Below are 12429 nucleotides of genomic sequence, written 5' to 3' on the forward strand. Positions count from 1 at the left end.
ATGTTACGACTCTTACGCAATGAACCTCGCGCCGCGCTTCTGCTGCTGGCTCTGGTAATGGCAAACCTGCTGGCCTGGGGATGGGCATGGCACGCCTTTAGCGGCAGCACGGCGCTGATGGCCGCCAGCCTGCTGGCGTGGTGCTACGGGCTGCGTCACGCGGTGGACGCCGACCACATCGCGGCCATTGATACCGTGACGCGTAAGATGATGCAGCAGGGCAAGCGCCCGTCCGGCGTGGGGGCGTGGTTCTCGCTGGGGCACTCCACCATCGTGGTGCTGGCCTCGATTGCCATCGCCGCTACCGCGACGGCGTTTCAGAAAAACATGGAATGGTTCCACGAAACTGGCAGCCTGATTGGCACGGCGGTGTCGGCGACCTTCCTGCTGGCGATGGCGCTGGTGAACATGGTGATCCTGCGCGGCGTCTGGCGTAGTTTTCAGGCGCTGAAACACGGCAGGCCAGTGCAGGGAGACATCACGCTACCTGCCCAGGGCGGCGTCATGAACTGGCTGTTCGGCAAAACCTTCCGCCTGGTGAATAAAAGCTGGCAGATGTACCTGGTTGGTTTCCTGTTTGGTCTCGGCTTTGACACGGCCACCGAGATTGGCGTGCTGGGGATCTCTGCTGCCAGCGCCTCCAGCGGGATGTCGGTGTGGTCAATCATGATTTTCCCGGCGCTCTTCGCCAGCGGCATGGCGCTGGTGGATACCCTCGACAATCTGCTGATGGTCGGTGCCTACGGCTGGGCGTTTAACAAGCCGCAGCGCAAGCTCTACTACAACATGACCATCACCGGCACCTCCGTGGTGGTGGCGCTGTTTATCGGCGGGCTGGAAGCGCTGGGCCTGCTGATGGACAAATTCGCCCTCAGCGGCGGCGTCTGGGATCTGATTGGTGCGGTAAACGACAATCTGGGCAACGCCGGGTTTGTGGTAGTTGGGCTGTTTGTTGCCTGCTGGCTGATCTCCATGGTCAATTACCGCTGGCGCGGCTACGACGCGCTGGTCGTGCGTTCCTGAACCGGCGGCAGCCAGGCGCGGGTAAAATCAAGCCAGCCGCTGGCGGTCAGCACAATGTCCTGCACGTTTTCGAGGGTGTTAAGACGATAGCGGTAGTGGAACAGCGGCGTGCAGGCGCCGCTTTCCAGCAGGTGCTGAAAGAAAGCGGGCAGGTGTGATTTTAGCGTCTCCTCGCTTTCGCAGTATGTCATCAGCGTCTGCTTTGCTTTTTGCCAGGCTGCCTGCCCTAGCGCGGCGGCCCACGCGGGCTCTTCAGTAAACCATTCTGCCAGCGCAAATACCGGTACTTCACCCGCCAGATAATCCCCCAGCAAGATATCTCCCTGCGCCAGCGCGTCGGGCGCATGCCACGCCTCGCGGTCTTTCCGCTGGATGTTAACGTCACAGCCGCGCTTTTTCAGGCGCGTTTGCAGCATGCTGGCCAGATCGCACAGCCCCGGCGTGTCGTAACAGATCAGAGAAAGGACTGCGGGGAGCGCCACGTCGCAGGCATCCGCAAACGCGGGCGTTGTGATGCCGGGCAGGATCTCCGTGCGGGTATCGACATCCTCCCGGCGGAGGTGCTGCTGGTTAATGTGCTGAATCTCCTGACGCAGCCACGCGGCCAGCGGCTGCGGCAGCCCGGCGTTCAGCATCAGCCAGGCAAACCCGCCGCTGGTGGAGGTGACGGATTCCCGGGCATTGTCGCCTTTACCCACGGTTATCCACGCGGGTTTTTCCGCCTCGCTGAGGGTGCGCCAGAACTCAATCGCGTGCAGCAGCGGGTGCGCGGCAAAGTACCAGGGCTGACGCTCAAGGCGCAGGTAATGCGAGTGGTGATGGGCAATAGCAAAAGGGCCCGCGCCGATATCAGGCTGCTGCGGATGCGGCAGACGACAGGCGTGATGCGCGAGACGATGCGCCAGCATGGCATCGGGCACGTTCAGCGCAATCTCCAGACACCAAGGGGCGACAAGCGACACCGTTTGAACGTGCGTGAGCCCCGCGCTGCGTGCCGGATCGTCCAGCAGCAGCTGCATCGCGCTGAGAATATCTTCGTCGCTGATGGCCTGACCGTTATGCCAGTGCGCGCCGCTTCGCAGGTAAAAGCGCCAGCGAAGCGTGTCTTCGGAGGCATCCCAGTGATGGGCTAAATCCGCTACTGGCTGCGCGTTACCGGATGCATAGCGTGTCAGACCTGCGTGAACCGCGCAGATAATATGCTGTTCGGCGCGGCGACGCTGAAGGGCAGGATGCAGCGAGGTCAGCGGGCGATACCACGGAATGCGCAGCGTCGGCTGGTGCTTAAGCCATTTGCCGCCTAAAAACGGGGTGATGATGTGGTGCAGGCTGGCCGGATCGCCGTCGGCCAGCTGCAGCGCGCTCTGGTAATCGCCTTTTTCCAGGCAGGCGTGCATCAGCGGCGCGCTCAGTTCGCTGGTGGTTGTCAGGCAGTGCAGGGTGGCACGATGCCCGCGCCCCGGCTGCGCATCCCAGCTTAGCCAGCCGCTTTGCGCGAGCTGGCGCAGAAGGGTACGCGCATGACGTTCGCTGCACAGCGCAACCTCCGCGACTTCCGCGATAGTCGTGGACGCTGGCGCTGCGCCGTAGTGCTGATAAAGCCGTTGATAATGACGGATTTTCTGAAGCTGGCGCATAGCGGCATACCGATGAAAAAGGGATGCTGAGAGTGTAGGATTTTTTTGCGGAAGAAAAAGTGCTGGTTTACGTAAAGTGTTCCGGTTTTGCCCGGCGATTACCGCTCATGTTCACTGACCGGCATCATCAGCTCGCGCAGACGCTCAATGCGCGCCTCCGGGCTCAAATAAAGCCAGCGAAATAAAATGTGTTCAGCATGCTTCGCTTCTTTGAAATAACGAGAAAGATAATTGAGTTCTTTATGAAAAGTCGCCATGATTTGTCTCCGGCTGATTAATACCTTTTCAGACTAAGCCGGATGCGAATAATAAAACAGGGTGAGGTTTTTAAGCTGTTCCGCATTTAAGTATTAATGGAAATAATAAATAAGGGATTGATAGCGATGATATACCTGCTTTGCATTTATTTGATGAATAGAATCCGTAAAAAAAAGCCCCGGGACATCGGGGTGATGGATAATTAAATCCAAAGGTTAAGTAAGCGTGGTCGTGCTGTAGGCCGGGTAAGCGAAGCGCCGCCCGGCAAAAAGAGGGTCAGGCAGGTAACAGTTTCAGCAGAGCGAAAGCCTCCTTCATCCGGTCTTCACTGACGACAAAAGCGCGTAGTTGACCCTCATTATCGGCACCGCGTGCGACCATTCCCTGCGGCTCGAGGGTAATTTGCCAGTTCAGATCCTGACGCTGCGTTTCACCGGCAAGATGCAGCGGTAATGCCGGCGTTTTGACTTTAATCAGCATGGCGGGTAATTTCAGCGGCGCGCTGCCGCCGAGCAGGTTTTTCGCCAGATACATCGCGCTTAATTGAATTGGCTGTAAAAAGGGCAGCACCTGACCGTTAATTTCAGCGCAGTCGCCCAGGGCGTAAATATCCGGCTGCGTGGTTTGCAGGTCGCTATTTACCTTCACGCCACGGCCTGTTTCTGCCCCTGCACGATGCGCCAGCGCAATTTCCGGGCGCAGGCCCGTCGCCGCGATAACCACGTCTACGTTAACGCTGCGGCTGCGGTCGAGCGTGGCACGAATGCCGCCTTCGGTTTTGCTCAGGCTGTGCAGCTGCGATTTCAACAGCAGATGGACGCCCATATCGGTCAGGCGATGCTGTAAGCGACTGCTTACTTCTGCGGGCATCAGCGCCGACAGAATGCTCGCCGCGTGGTCAACCAGGGTGACGGATTTGCCCGCCCGGCAGAAATCCATCGCCAGCTCGGTGCCGATCAGCCCGCCGCCGACAATCATCACGCGCTGTGCGTCGCGAAGCCCCGTTTCGCTTGCCTGGTACTCCTGCTGGCTGTTGAGCGTGATCATCAGCTCGCGGCCTTCAATCGGCGGCACGAAGGCAGAGGCACCCGTGGCCAGCACCAGCTTGTCATACTGCCAGGTTTTCTCTTTCGCTTTCACTACGCGAGCACCGGCGTCGATATCGGTGACCCAGGTGTACGGGAACAGACGCAGGTTAAACTGCTCTGCGAACTCCCCCGCCGTCTGGCGGGTGAGGTCTTCGGCGCGCTGATTCTGGCTAATGACGTGGCTTAAATCAGGCTTGTTGTACTCGTCCATGCTGTCGGCGGCAATCACCGTCAGCGGCACGCTGGCATCATGCTTGCGGATGTTTTTCACCAGCTGGCGGGCGGCAAAGCCCGAGCCGATGATGACGATACCGTTGCTCATTTTGCCTCCGTACCCAGTTCGTCAAAGACGTCCTTACCGAGTGAACATTCCGGGCAGAGGAAGTTGTCCGGCACGTCTCGCCACGGCGTGCCCGGGGCAACATCCTGCAGCGGTTCGCCCAGTTCAGGATCGTAAATCCACTGGCAGACGCTGCACTGCATGCGCGGGCCGAGATCGGCGGCTGCCGCGGCGGCACAGGCGCAGGCTTCCTGCTGTTCGGTTGATTTCGCAGCTTGTGGAAGCGGTGCGAGCGCCCACTGGCGGGCAATGTCGCGGCCATGCTGGCGACAGATCTCCAGGGCGTCGATATCCGGACGCCATTTCGCCTTCAGGCTCAGGGACATTTCGAAACCGGCATCCTGCAGACGCGTAGACAGACGGTCTACCGCGCCGCCGCTCCAGCCGTGGGAGCCAAAGGCGCTGGCGCGTTTGTTGCGAAAACGCAGGCCGGTCATCTCTTCCACCAGACCGGCAATTTTCGGCATCATGACGTTGTTCATGGTGGAGGTGCCCACCAGCACGCCCTTAGAGCGGAACACGTTGGTCAACACCTCGTTCTTATCGCTGCGCGCCACGTTGAAGATTTTCACCGCCACGTTCGGGTCCACTTCGTTGATGCCCTGGGCAATGGCGTCCGCCATCATGCGGGTGTTGTTGGACATGGTGTCGTAGAAGATCGTGATGCGGTCTTCCTGATAGTCCGCCGCCCACTTCAGGTACAGCTCGACGATCTGGGTCGGGTTCTCACGCCACACCACGCCGTGGGAGGTGGCAATCATGTCCACCGGCAGGTTAAAGCCGAGGATTTCGGTAATTTTTGGCGTTACCAGGCGGCTGAACGGCGTCAGGATGTTGGCGTAGTAGCGCTGGCACTGCTCGAACAGCTCGGTCTGGTCCACTTCGTCGTTGAACAGGCGCTCGTCGCAGTAGTGCTGGCCGAAGGCATCGTTGCTGAACAGTACCGCGTCGCCGGTCATGTAGGTCATCATGCTGTCCGGCCAGTGCAGCATCGGGGTTTCCACGAAGATCAGCTGTTTGCCGTTGCCGATATCCAGCGCGTCGCCGGTTTTCACGGTGTGGAAGTTCCACTCCGGATGGTGGTGGTGGCCGTTGATCGAGTCGATGGCGTTGGTGGTGCAGTAGATCGGGGTGTTCGGAATGTAAGACATCAGCTCGGTCAGCGCGCCGGCGTGATCTTCTTCCGCATGATTGATGATGATGTAGTCGATGGCGTCCAGGTCGATTTCACTGCGCAGGTTCTGCACGAACTCGCGGCTGAATTTGTGATCGACGGTATCGATCAGCACATTTTTACCTTCCCGGATGAGATAGCTGTTGTAGCTGCTGCCGCGCAGCGTTTTGTACTCCGTCCCGTGGAAATCGCGCACTTCCCAGTCACGTTGACCGACCCAATGAATATTATTTTTAACCAGAATAGACATAGCAACCTCAGCGTAATATCGCATTTTCAAATAAGATGTTTTGCTTATATCAAGTTGCATGCCAACTTTTAATTTATTGATTTTGTTTGATAAAAATTCTTATGATCCGTAATGGGTAGTCATTATGACTATTAAAATTAGTGTCAATATGACAACATGCATTGTCAAAATGACAGCGAGGTCACTATGAGCTTTTCCGTCGACGTGCTGGCGAAGATCGCCATTGAGCTGCAAACCGGTATCGGCCATCAGGACCGCTTTCAGCGGCTGATCTCCACGCTGCGCCACGTGCTGGCGTGTGACGCCTCGGCGCTGCTGCGCTATGAAGGGCGGCAGTTTATTCCGCTGGCTATCGACGGGCTGGCGAAGGACGTGCTCGGACGGCGTTTTACCCTTGAAGGCCATCCGCGTCTGGAAACTATCGCCCGGGCGGGTGACGTGGTGCGCTTCCCGGCAGACAGCGACTTGCCCGACCCGTACGACGGGCTTATTCCCGGACAGGAGAGCCTGAAGGTGCACGCCTGTATCGGCCTGCCGCTGTTTGCCGGGCAAAACCTGATTGGGGCACTGACGCTCGACGGTATGTCGCCGGACCAGTTCGACACCTTTAGCGACGAAGAGCTGCGCCTGATTGCCGCCCTGGCTGCCGGGGCGCTGAACAATGCCCTGCTGATTGAACAGCTGGAGAGCCAGAACATTCTTCCCGGCAGCCCGGCGGCGTTTGAGCAGGTAACGCACACGGAGATGATCGGCCTTTCTCCGGGCATGGCGCAGCTCAAAAAAGAGATTGAGATTGTTGCCGCCTCAGATTTAAACGTGCTGATCTTCGGGGAAACCGGCACCGGTAAGGAGCTGGTGGCGAAGTCCATTCACGAAGCCTCGCCGCGCGCGGTGAACCCGCTGGTGTACCTCAACTGCGCCGCGCTGCCGGAAAGCGTGGCGGAAAGCGAGCTGTTTGGTCACGTTAAAGGGGCGTTTACCGGGGCCATCAGCAACCGCAGCGGCAAGTTCGAAATGGCCGATAACGGCACGCTGTTTCTGGATGAAATTGGCGAGCTGTCGCTGTCGCTGCAGGCCAAGCTGCTGCGCGTGTTGCAGTACGGCGACATCCAGCGCGTGGGGGATGATCGCAGTCACAGAGTGGACGTGCGCGTGCTGGCGGCCACCAACCGCGACCTGCGTGAAGCGGTGCTGGCAGGGCAGTTTCGTGCCGACCTGTTCCATCGCCTGAGCGTGTTCCCGCTAACCGTGCCGCCGCTGCGCGAGCGCGGGGACGACGTGCTGCTGCTGGCGGGCTTTTTCTGCGAGCAGTGTCGTCTCAGGATGGGGCTTTCCCGCGTGGTGCTGAGCCCGGGGGCGAGGTCACATCTGCTGAGTTACGGCTGGCCAGGCAACGTGCGCGAGCTGGAGCATGCGATCCACCGCGCGGTGGTGCTGGCGCGGGCGACGCGCTCGGGTGACGAGGTAGTGATCCACGCACGGCATTTTGCGCTTCAGGATGAAACCGCACCGGCTGTCGCGCAGGCGGCACCAGAGATAGCGAATGAAAATCTGCGTGAAGCCACGGAGGCGTTTCAGCGTCAGATGATTACCCGCGCGCTGGAGCAGAATAACCGCAGCTGGGCGGCGTGCGCGCGGGCGCTGGAGATGGACGTCGCCAACCTGCACAGGCTGGCGAAGCGTCTGGGACTGAAGGGCTAGATAATTCCGGCCTGGTAGAAATCCTGCAGGTTGATAGCACCGCACAGCCTGCCGGTGTCATCCACCACCGGCGCGGCGGTGATTTTGCGCTTCATCAGCACCTCTTTGGCTTCAATGGCGCGGCTCTCGGCGTTGAGCGTCAGCCCGCCTTTGGTCATGGCGTCCGACACTTTTGTTTCCAGCCTGCCGCCGCCTACCAGCCAGCGGCGCAGGTCGCCGTCGGTGAACACGCCCTTGACGCTCCCGCTGTCATCGCAGACCGCAACCAGCCCCAGACCGGTGCGGCTGAGCTCCAGCATCGCGTCCATGACGCTGGTATCGAGTTTGACCTGCGGAATGGCATCGTCGGTGCGCATCAGGTGGTGAACCTTGTTGAGCAGGCGTGCGCCGAGCGCACCTGCCGGATGCGAACGGGCGAAATCTTCTTCGTTAAAGCCGCGCGCCTGCATCACCGCCATGGCCAGCGCGTCGCCCATCATCAGGGTGTTAACGGTGCTGGAGGTCGGGGCGAGGTGCATCGGACAGGCTTCACGCTCAACGGAAATATCCAGCGTCGCTTTGGCGGCCAGCGCCAGCGGCGAGCGGGATTTTCCGGTCATCGCCAGCAGGGCGACCGATTTTTCCTGCAGGCGTGGAATAATCAGGTCCAGCTCTTTTGCCGAACCGGAGTAGGAGATAAACAGCATCACGTCGCGGCTTTCAATCATCCCGAGATCGCCATGCAGCGCTTCTGCCGGATGCACAAAGAACGCCGGGGTGCCGGTGCTGGCGAGCGTCGCGGCAATCTTTTTGCCGATATGGCCAGATTTACCGATGCCCGCCACGATCACTTTGCCTTCGCAGTGGATAATGGTGTTGGCGGCGCGGACAAAATCCTCGCCCAGACGTTCCGGCAGGCGGCTGGCTTCCTGCAGTTCCAGCATCAGCGTCTGGCGGCCCGTTTCTAACAGAAAATCACTCATCTCTTTCTCCGGTTACGATCACGTCGATTCCTTTCTCTTCCAGCGCTTTCTTGAACGCCGGGTCGATACCCGCGTCGGTAATTAGCTTATCAACGCTTTCAAGGCTACAGACAATGTTGGGGCTTTTGCGGCCAAACTTCGACGAGTCTGCCATCAAAATCACTTCCCGCGCGGCGTTGCACATCGCTTTACTGACGCTGAACACCTCGTTGAACGTCGTAACGCCCGCGTTCAGGTCGATGCCGTCGGTGCCCATAAAGAGTTTATCAAAGCTGAAGTGGTCGAAGGCATTCTCCGCCAGCTGGCCGTGAAACGACGCCGATTTTTTGCGGAAGGTGCCGCCGGGCATCAGGATGGTCTGCTCGCTGTCGAACTCCGACAGGGCGTTGACGATGTGCAGGCTGTTGGTCATCACCGTGATGTTGTTAAAGCGGCTGAGCAGCGGGATCATCTGCAGGACGGTACTGCCTGCATCCAGAATGATGGAATCACCGTCCTGGATAAATTTTACGGCAGCTTCGGCAATTAGCGCTTTCTGGTGGGTATTGATCAGCGTTTTGTGATCGATAGGCGGGTCCGCTTCGTCCTTATTGAGTACCACGCCGCCGTAGGTTCGAATGACGGCGCCAGAGTTTTCGAGCAATACCAGATCCTTGCGTATTGTCGTGCCGGTGGTGTCAAAGTAGTGGGCCAGATCCTCTACCGAACATTTTCCCTGCTTTTGCAGATGTTCGAGAATGGCCGCCTGCCGCTGACGAGGTTTCATAGGCGCTTCGTTCCTTAGGTTGCGAAATGATAATTTCGCAAGTCTATATCTTTCACAACGAAATTATCCATGTTTCAGATTAAGCGCTAATGATAGTGCATTCTGACAGAGTGGATCATGGGGAAAGATCACATCAGGCCGTAATTCCTGCAGCGAAATGCCGTTGATTGCCTGGATTTTCACCGGCCGGGCGAATACGGTCATGCCGCGCATGATCAGGGAATCGCACACCTGGTCGTGCTCGTCCAGCGCAACGGCGACGACTACGCGCGGTTTGAAGCGTCCGCCGGAACGTCCGACGCCCACTCGACCCTTCTGACACAGGGCATCAAACGCGCGGTTAAACTGGTGGATCTGCCAGCCGCCAAACGCCATCTGGCACAGCCAGGCGAGGGCGGCGACGGTGATGAGTGCGGTTACCATATTTCACTCCTTACATGCCGGGTGGCGGCTGCGCCTTACCCGGCCTAGGGGTATTGTAGCCCCGGTAAGCGCAGCGCCACCGGGGAATGAACTCAGAACATGACCTGCCCACCGGTCACGTTGATCGACTGCCCGGTGCAGTACGAGGCTTTTGGGCTGGCGTAAAACAGCAGCATGTTCAGCACGTCCTGATAGTCGCACCCGCGCTTCAGCGGCACTTTATCGATGTAGTACTGCTCCACTTCCTCAGCCTTGATGCCGAGCTTGGTGGCGTACTGCGGCAGCAGGGACTGGAACATCGGCGATTTCAGCAGATTGCCCAGCATCAGCGAGTGAACGGTAATGCCGTACTCGGCCAGATCCAGCGCCAGAGACTGCGTCAGCCCCACGCCGCCAAACTTCGCCGCGCTGTAGCCGGAGTTATGCTTGCTGCCCACTTTCCCTGATTTTGAGTTGATCTGAATGATGCGCCCCTGAATGCCGTCGCGGATCATCAGACGGGAAAACTCGCGGGCGCAGAGGAAATAGCCCACCAGATTCACCTGCAGCGAACGGTCAAAATCCCCCAGCTCGACATCGCCGATAAAGGCCGCTTTCGCAATTCCCGCGCTGTAGACCAGCAGATCGGTACGTCCAAAAATCTCGTCCACGCCGCGGGCCAGCGCCATCACGCTCTGCTCGCTGGTGGCGTCGGCACCAAACCCGTACGCCATCCCTTCGCCAAACTCGGTATTGATGGTGTCCGCCACGCGGGCGGCTTTTTCACTCTGAATGTCCACTACCGCCACGCGGTAACCCTCTGCGGCAAGCCCACGGCAGAGGAACTCGCCTAAGGTTTGTCCTCCACCAATGACAACGGCAACCTGACTCATGTGATTCTCCTTAAATTACGCAACAAATTTTAACGTGCAGCCTGGGGTGACAGCCTGCGGAACCGGGCCCGCCACGTGAACCGTGCCGGGATATTCGGCCTGCGGCTGGCCGTCGAAACGCAGGGTGATGTGACCCAGCTCGCGCAGGTTTTGCTCGGCCACGTCGCCAACGGCGGTGACGGAATAGCGCACCTCGCCCAGCTCCAGCTGACTTCCTGCCTTCAGCTCACCGTTCAGCTCGCCGTGGCAGTGGATAAAACAAAACTCTTCGATATCTGCCGGGGCGCCTTCGCGGAAGGTGATCAGCATCTGGTCGCTTAAGGCATCGGCCGCGCTCTGGCCGATGCGGGTAATGGTGGTCTGGTAAATCACGGTCATCGCAGGAACCTCTTATTGATAAATAAAGCCGGAGACAAACCAGGCAATCAGCACCGTCGGCGCGCCCGTCAGGAAGCGGCTCACCAGTACGGACGGGACGCCCACGCGCACGGTGTCCTGGCGCGCTTCGGCCAGAGACAGCCCAACGGGGATAAAGTCGCACGCCGCCTGGGCGTTAATGGCAAACAGAGCGGGCAGGGCGAGGTGCGGGGGAATGTTGCCCAGGCCAATCTGCACGCCAATCAGCACGCCGATGACCTGGGCAATCACCGCGCCCGGGCCGAGGAACGGCGACAGCAGCGGGAAGGAGCAGATCAGCGCCAGCGTGACCAGCCCGAGCGGGTGGCTGGCGAGCGGAGCGAGGCCGTGGGCAATCCAGTCGCCCAGGCCGGACGCCATGATGATGCCGATCAGCGCCGAGACGAACGCCATAAAGGGCAGGATGGTTTTCAGTACCGTGTCGATGGTATCGCGCCCGGACTGGAACAGTACCGCCACGGCGGAACCCATGCCCATCCCGACCTTCGCCAGCAGGCCGTCGCTCTGCTCGGTGATTTTCTTGCTGGTGTCGTACTCGCGCGGGGCCGCTTTTTGCGGTGCAGGCGTCCCATTCACCAGCGTGATGTTGTCCTCCTTCACGCCTGAGACGTAAATGTCCTCAAGGATGTACTGCGCCAGCGGGCCGGATTTTCCGGTGGAGTGAATATTCACCGTTGGAATGCGGCGCTTCGGATAGATACCGCAGCGCAGCGTGCCGCCGCAGTCGATCACCGCCACACCGATTTCCGCCTCCGGCGGTTCGCCTTCCTTAAAGCCGTCGACCGCTTCCCAGCCGGTCAGCTCGCGCAGCCTGTCAACGATCGCCGGGCGCGTGCCCGCGGTGATGTAAACGATCTTTTTGCCTTCGGTGGCGTCGAACTCCAGCGGGCCGCCCCAGCCGCCCGTGCCTTTCTCAATGCGGATCCGGTTCATGCTGTGGCTCCTGAGAGATGGACTTTCTGTTCAAGCTGGATGCCCATTTTTTTCTCAAAAATGGCGGTGGTGAGGTCCGTCACCCAGCCGCGGAAGAAGTTGGTGACCAGGCCGACCAGCAGATAGCTCACCGCCAGCGGGCCGAGCGGCAGGCCAAGAGTGGTGAGACCGCTGGCGATCCCGAGATAAACAAACAGCTCTCCGGGGTTAATGTGCGGGAACAGGCCGTTCATGGAGTGGCAGCTGTAGGAGGCGGCGGCGTAATAGCTCGGCTTGTATTTTTCCGGCATGAAGCGACCGAGGCTTAAGGTCATCGGGTTACAGAACACGAAGGTGCCGATGAAGGGCAAAACCAGGTAGCGGGACAGTGGGTTCCCGGCGCAGCGCTGGGCGAAGCGTTCGATGCGCTGCTGGCCGATAAAGTTAATCAGCGCGTTCATGATCACCAGCAGGCTGATCAGCAGGGGCAGGATCCCGGTCACCATACCGGTGAACACTTCTCCGCCTTTCTGAAACAGCCCGATGAACCACTCGGCGCCGTGGGTGATGGTTTCTATCATTCTTCTCTCCTGTGGGGCTTTTTTG

Annotated in this window: 13 protein-coding genes; 2 read left to right on the forward strand and 11 right to left on the reverse strand. The window is 59.4% G+C overall.

The annotated features are described in order from the left end of the window. The gene (locus ACTJJA_RS18875; RefSeq protein WP_010434446.1) at positions 1-1023 is read left to right on the forward strand and encodes a HoxN/HupN/NixA family nickel/cobalt transporter; all 1023 of its coding nucleotides are present in this window, start codon (positions 1-3) and stop codon (positions 1021-1023) included. Here the strand turns inward: ACTJJA_RS18875 and ACTJJA_RS18880 are convergent. The 4 genes from ACTJJA_RS18880 to norV all read right to left on the reverse strand — a co-directional run bounded on the left by ACTJJA_RS18880 (position 996) and on the right by norV (position 5770). Further along, the gene (locus tag ACTJJA_RS18880) at positions 996-2660 is read right to left on the reverse strand and encodes an SgrR family transcriptional regulator (protein ID WP_440668921.1); all 1665 of its coding nucleotides are present in this window, start codon (positions 2658-2660) and stop codon (positions 996-998) included. The two genes, ACTJJA_RS18875 and ACTJJA_RS18880, sit on opposite strands and share 28 nt — an antisense overlap. Before the next feature lie 98 nt (positions 2661-2758). Beyond that, positions 2759-2917, reverse strand: coding sequence for a hypothetical protein (locus tag ACTJJA_RS18885; protein WP_311391850.1), 159 nt, complete (start codon positions 2915-2917; stop codon positions 2759-2761). 277 nt (positions 2918-3194) lie between these two features. Beyond that, positions 3195-4328: an NADH:flavorubredoxin reductase NorW gene (norW, locus tag ACTJJA_RS18890; protein ID WP_440668922.1), complete on the reverse strand. Its 1134-nt coding sequence runs from the start codon at positions 4326-4328 to the stop codon at positions 3195-3197. Next, the gene (gene norV, locus ACTJJA_RS18895) at positions 4325-5770 is read right to left on the reverse strand and encodes an anaerobic nitric oxide reductase flavorubredoxin (protein WP_440668923.1); all 1446 of its coding nucleotides are present in this window, start codon (positions 5768-5770) and stop codon (positions 4325-4327) included. Before norV ends, norW begins: the two co-directional genes overlap by 4 nt. A 186-nt stretch (positions 5771-5956) precedes the next feature. On the opposite strand from norV, the gene norR reads away from it, so the two are divergent. Continuing rightward, on the forward strand, positions 5957-7471 hold the full coding sequence (norR, locus tag ACTJJA_RS18900) for a nitric oxide reductase transcriptional regulator NorR (protein ID WP_440668924.1): 1515 nt from the start codon (positions 5957-5959) through the stop codon (positions 7469-7471). Here the strand turns inward: norR and gutQ are convergent. The 7 genes from gutQ to srlA form a co-directional block, all read right to left on the reverse strand. Further along, on the reverse strand, positions 7468-8433 hold the full coding sequence (gutQ, locus tag ACTJJA_RS18905) for an arabinose-5-phosphate isomerase GutQ (RefSeq protein ID WP_440668925.1): 966 nt from the start codon (positions 8431-8433) through the stop codon (positions 7468-7470). The genes norR and gutQ overlap by 4 nt on opposite strands. Beyond that, a complete protein-coding gene (gene srlR / locus ACTJJA_RS18910) occupies positions 8426-9199 on the reverse strand; it encodes a glucitol operon DNA-binding transcriptional repressor SrlR (RefSeq protein ID WP_010434430.1) in 774 nt (257 codons plus the stop codon). The genes gutQ and srlR overlap by 8 nt, the downstream gene beginning before the upstream one ends. 63 nt (positions 9200-9262) lie before the next feature. Beyond that, entirely contained in the window at positions 9263-9622 is a 360-nt protein-coding gene (gene gutM, locus ACTJJA_RS18915; RefSeq protein ID WP_032660364.1) for a transcriptional regulator GutM, read from the reverse strand. 92 nt (positions 9623-9714) lie between these two features. Continuing rightward, positions 9715-10494 (reverse strand): sorbitol-6-phosphate dehydrogenase, encoded by a 780-nt coding sequence (gene srlD / locus ACTJJA_RS18920; RefSeq protein ID WP_320386532.1) that lies wholly within the window; start codon positions 10492-10494, stop codon positions 9715-9717. Positions 10495-10509: 15 nt separating this feature from the next. After that, entirely contained in the window at positions 10510-10872 is a 363-nt protein-coding gene (srlB, locus tag ACTJJA_RS18925; protein WP_440668926.1) for a PTS glucitol/sorbitol transporter subunit IIA, read from the reverse strand. Positions 10873-10884: 12 nt separating this feature from the next. After that, entirely contained in the window at positions 10885-11844 is a 960-nt protein-coding gene (gene srlE / locus ACTJJA_RS18930) for a PTS glucitol/sorbitol transporter subunit IIB (RefSeq protein WP_063144185.1), read from the reverse strand. After that, positions 11841-12404 carry a PTS glucitol/sorbitol transporter subunit IIC gene (gene srlA / locus ACTJJA_RS18935; RefSeq protein ID WP_023333189.1) on the reverse strand — a complete coding sequence of 188 codons (564 nt, stop codon included), beginning with the start codon at positions 12402-12404 and terminating at the stop codon, positions 11841-11843. Before srlA ends, srlE begins: the two co-directional genes overlap by 4 nt. Positions 12405-12429: the final 25 nt, after the last annotated feature.

This window comes from Enterobacter sp. 22452, assembly GCF_052045065.1.
GTDB lineage: Bacteria > Pseudomonadota > Gammaproteobacteria > Enterobacterales > Enterobacteriaceae > Enterobacter > Enterobacter mori.

Excerpts from the sequence above, each read along its gene's own strand:
- ACTJJA_RS18875 (WP_010434446.1), top strand. The coding sequence starts at position 1 with ATGTTACGACTCTTACGCAATGAACCTCGCGCCGCGCTTCTGCTGCTG.
- ACTJJA_RS18880 (WP_440668921.1), bottom strand. The coding sequence starts at position 2,660 with ATGCGCCAGCTTCAGAAAATCCGTCATTATCAACGGCTTTATCAGCAC.
- ACTJJA_RS18885 (WP_311391850.1), bottom strand. The coding sequence starts at position 2,917 with ATGGCGACTTTTCATAAAGAACTCAATTATCTTTCTCGTTATTTCAAA.
- norW (WP_440668922.1), bottom strand. The coding sequence starts at position 4,328 with ATGAGCAACGGTATCGTCATCATCGGCTCGGGCTTTGCCGCCCGCCAG.
- norV (WP_440668923.1), bottom strand. The coding sequence starts at position 5,770 with ATGTCTATTCTGGTTAAAAATAATATTCATTGGGTCGGTCAACGTGAC.
- norR (WP_440668924.1), top strand. The coding sequence starts at position 5,957 with ATGAGCTTTTCCGTCGACGTGCTGGCGAAGATCGCCATTGAGCTGCAA.
- gutQ (WP_440668925.1), bottom strand. The coding sequence starts at position 8,433 with ATGAGTGATTTTCTGTTAGAAACGGGCCGCCAGACGCTGATGCTGGAA.
- srlR (WP_010434430.1), bottom strand. The coding sequence starts at position 9,199 with ATGAAACCTCGTCAGCGGCAGGCGGCCATTCTCGAACATCTGCAAAAG.
- gutM (WP_032660364.1), bottom strand. The coding sequence starts at position 9,622 with ATGGTAACCGCACTCATCACCGTCGCCGCCCTCGCCTGGCTGTGCCAG.
- srlD (WP_320386532.1), bottom strand. The coding sequence starts at position 10,494 with ATGAGTCAGGTTGCCGTTGTCATTGGTGGAGGACAAACCTTAGGCGAG.
- srlB (WP_440668926.1), bottom strand. The coding sequence starts at position 10,872 with ATGACCGTGATTTACCAGACCACCATTACCCGCATCGGCCAGAGCGCG.
- srlE (WP_063144185.1), bottom strand. The coding sequence starts at position 11,844 with ATGAACCGGATCCGCATTGAGAAAGGCACGGGCGGCTGGGGCGGCCCG.
- srlA (WP_023333189.1), bottom strand. The coding sequence starts at position 12,404 with ATGATAGAAACCATCACCCACGGCGCCGAGTGGTTCATCGGGCTGTTT.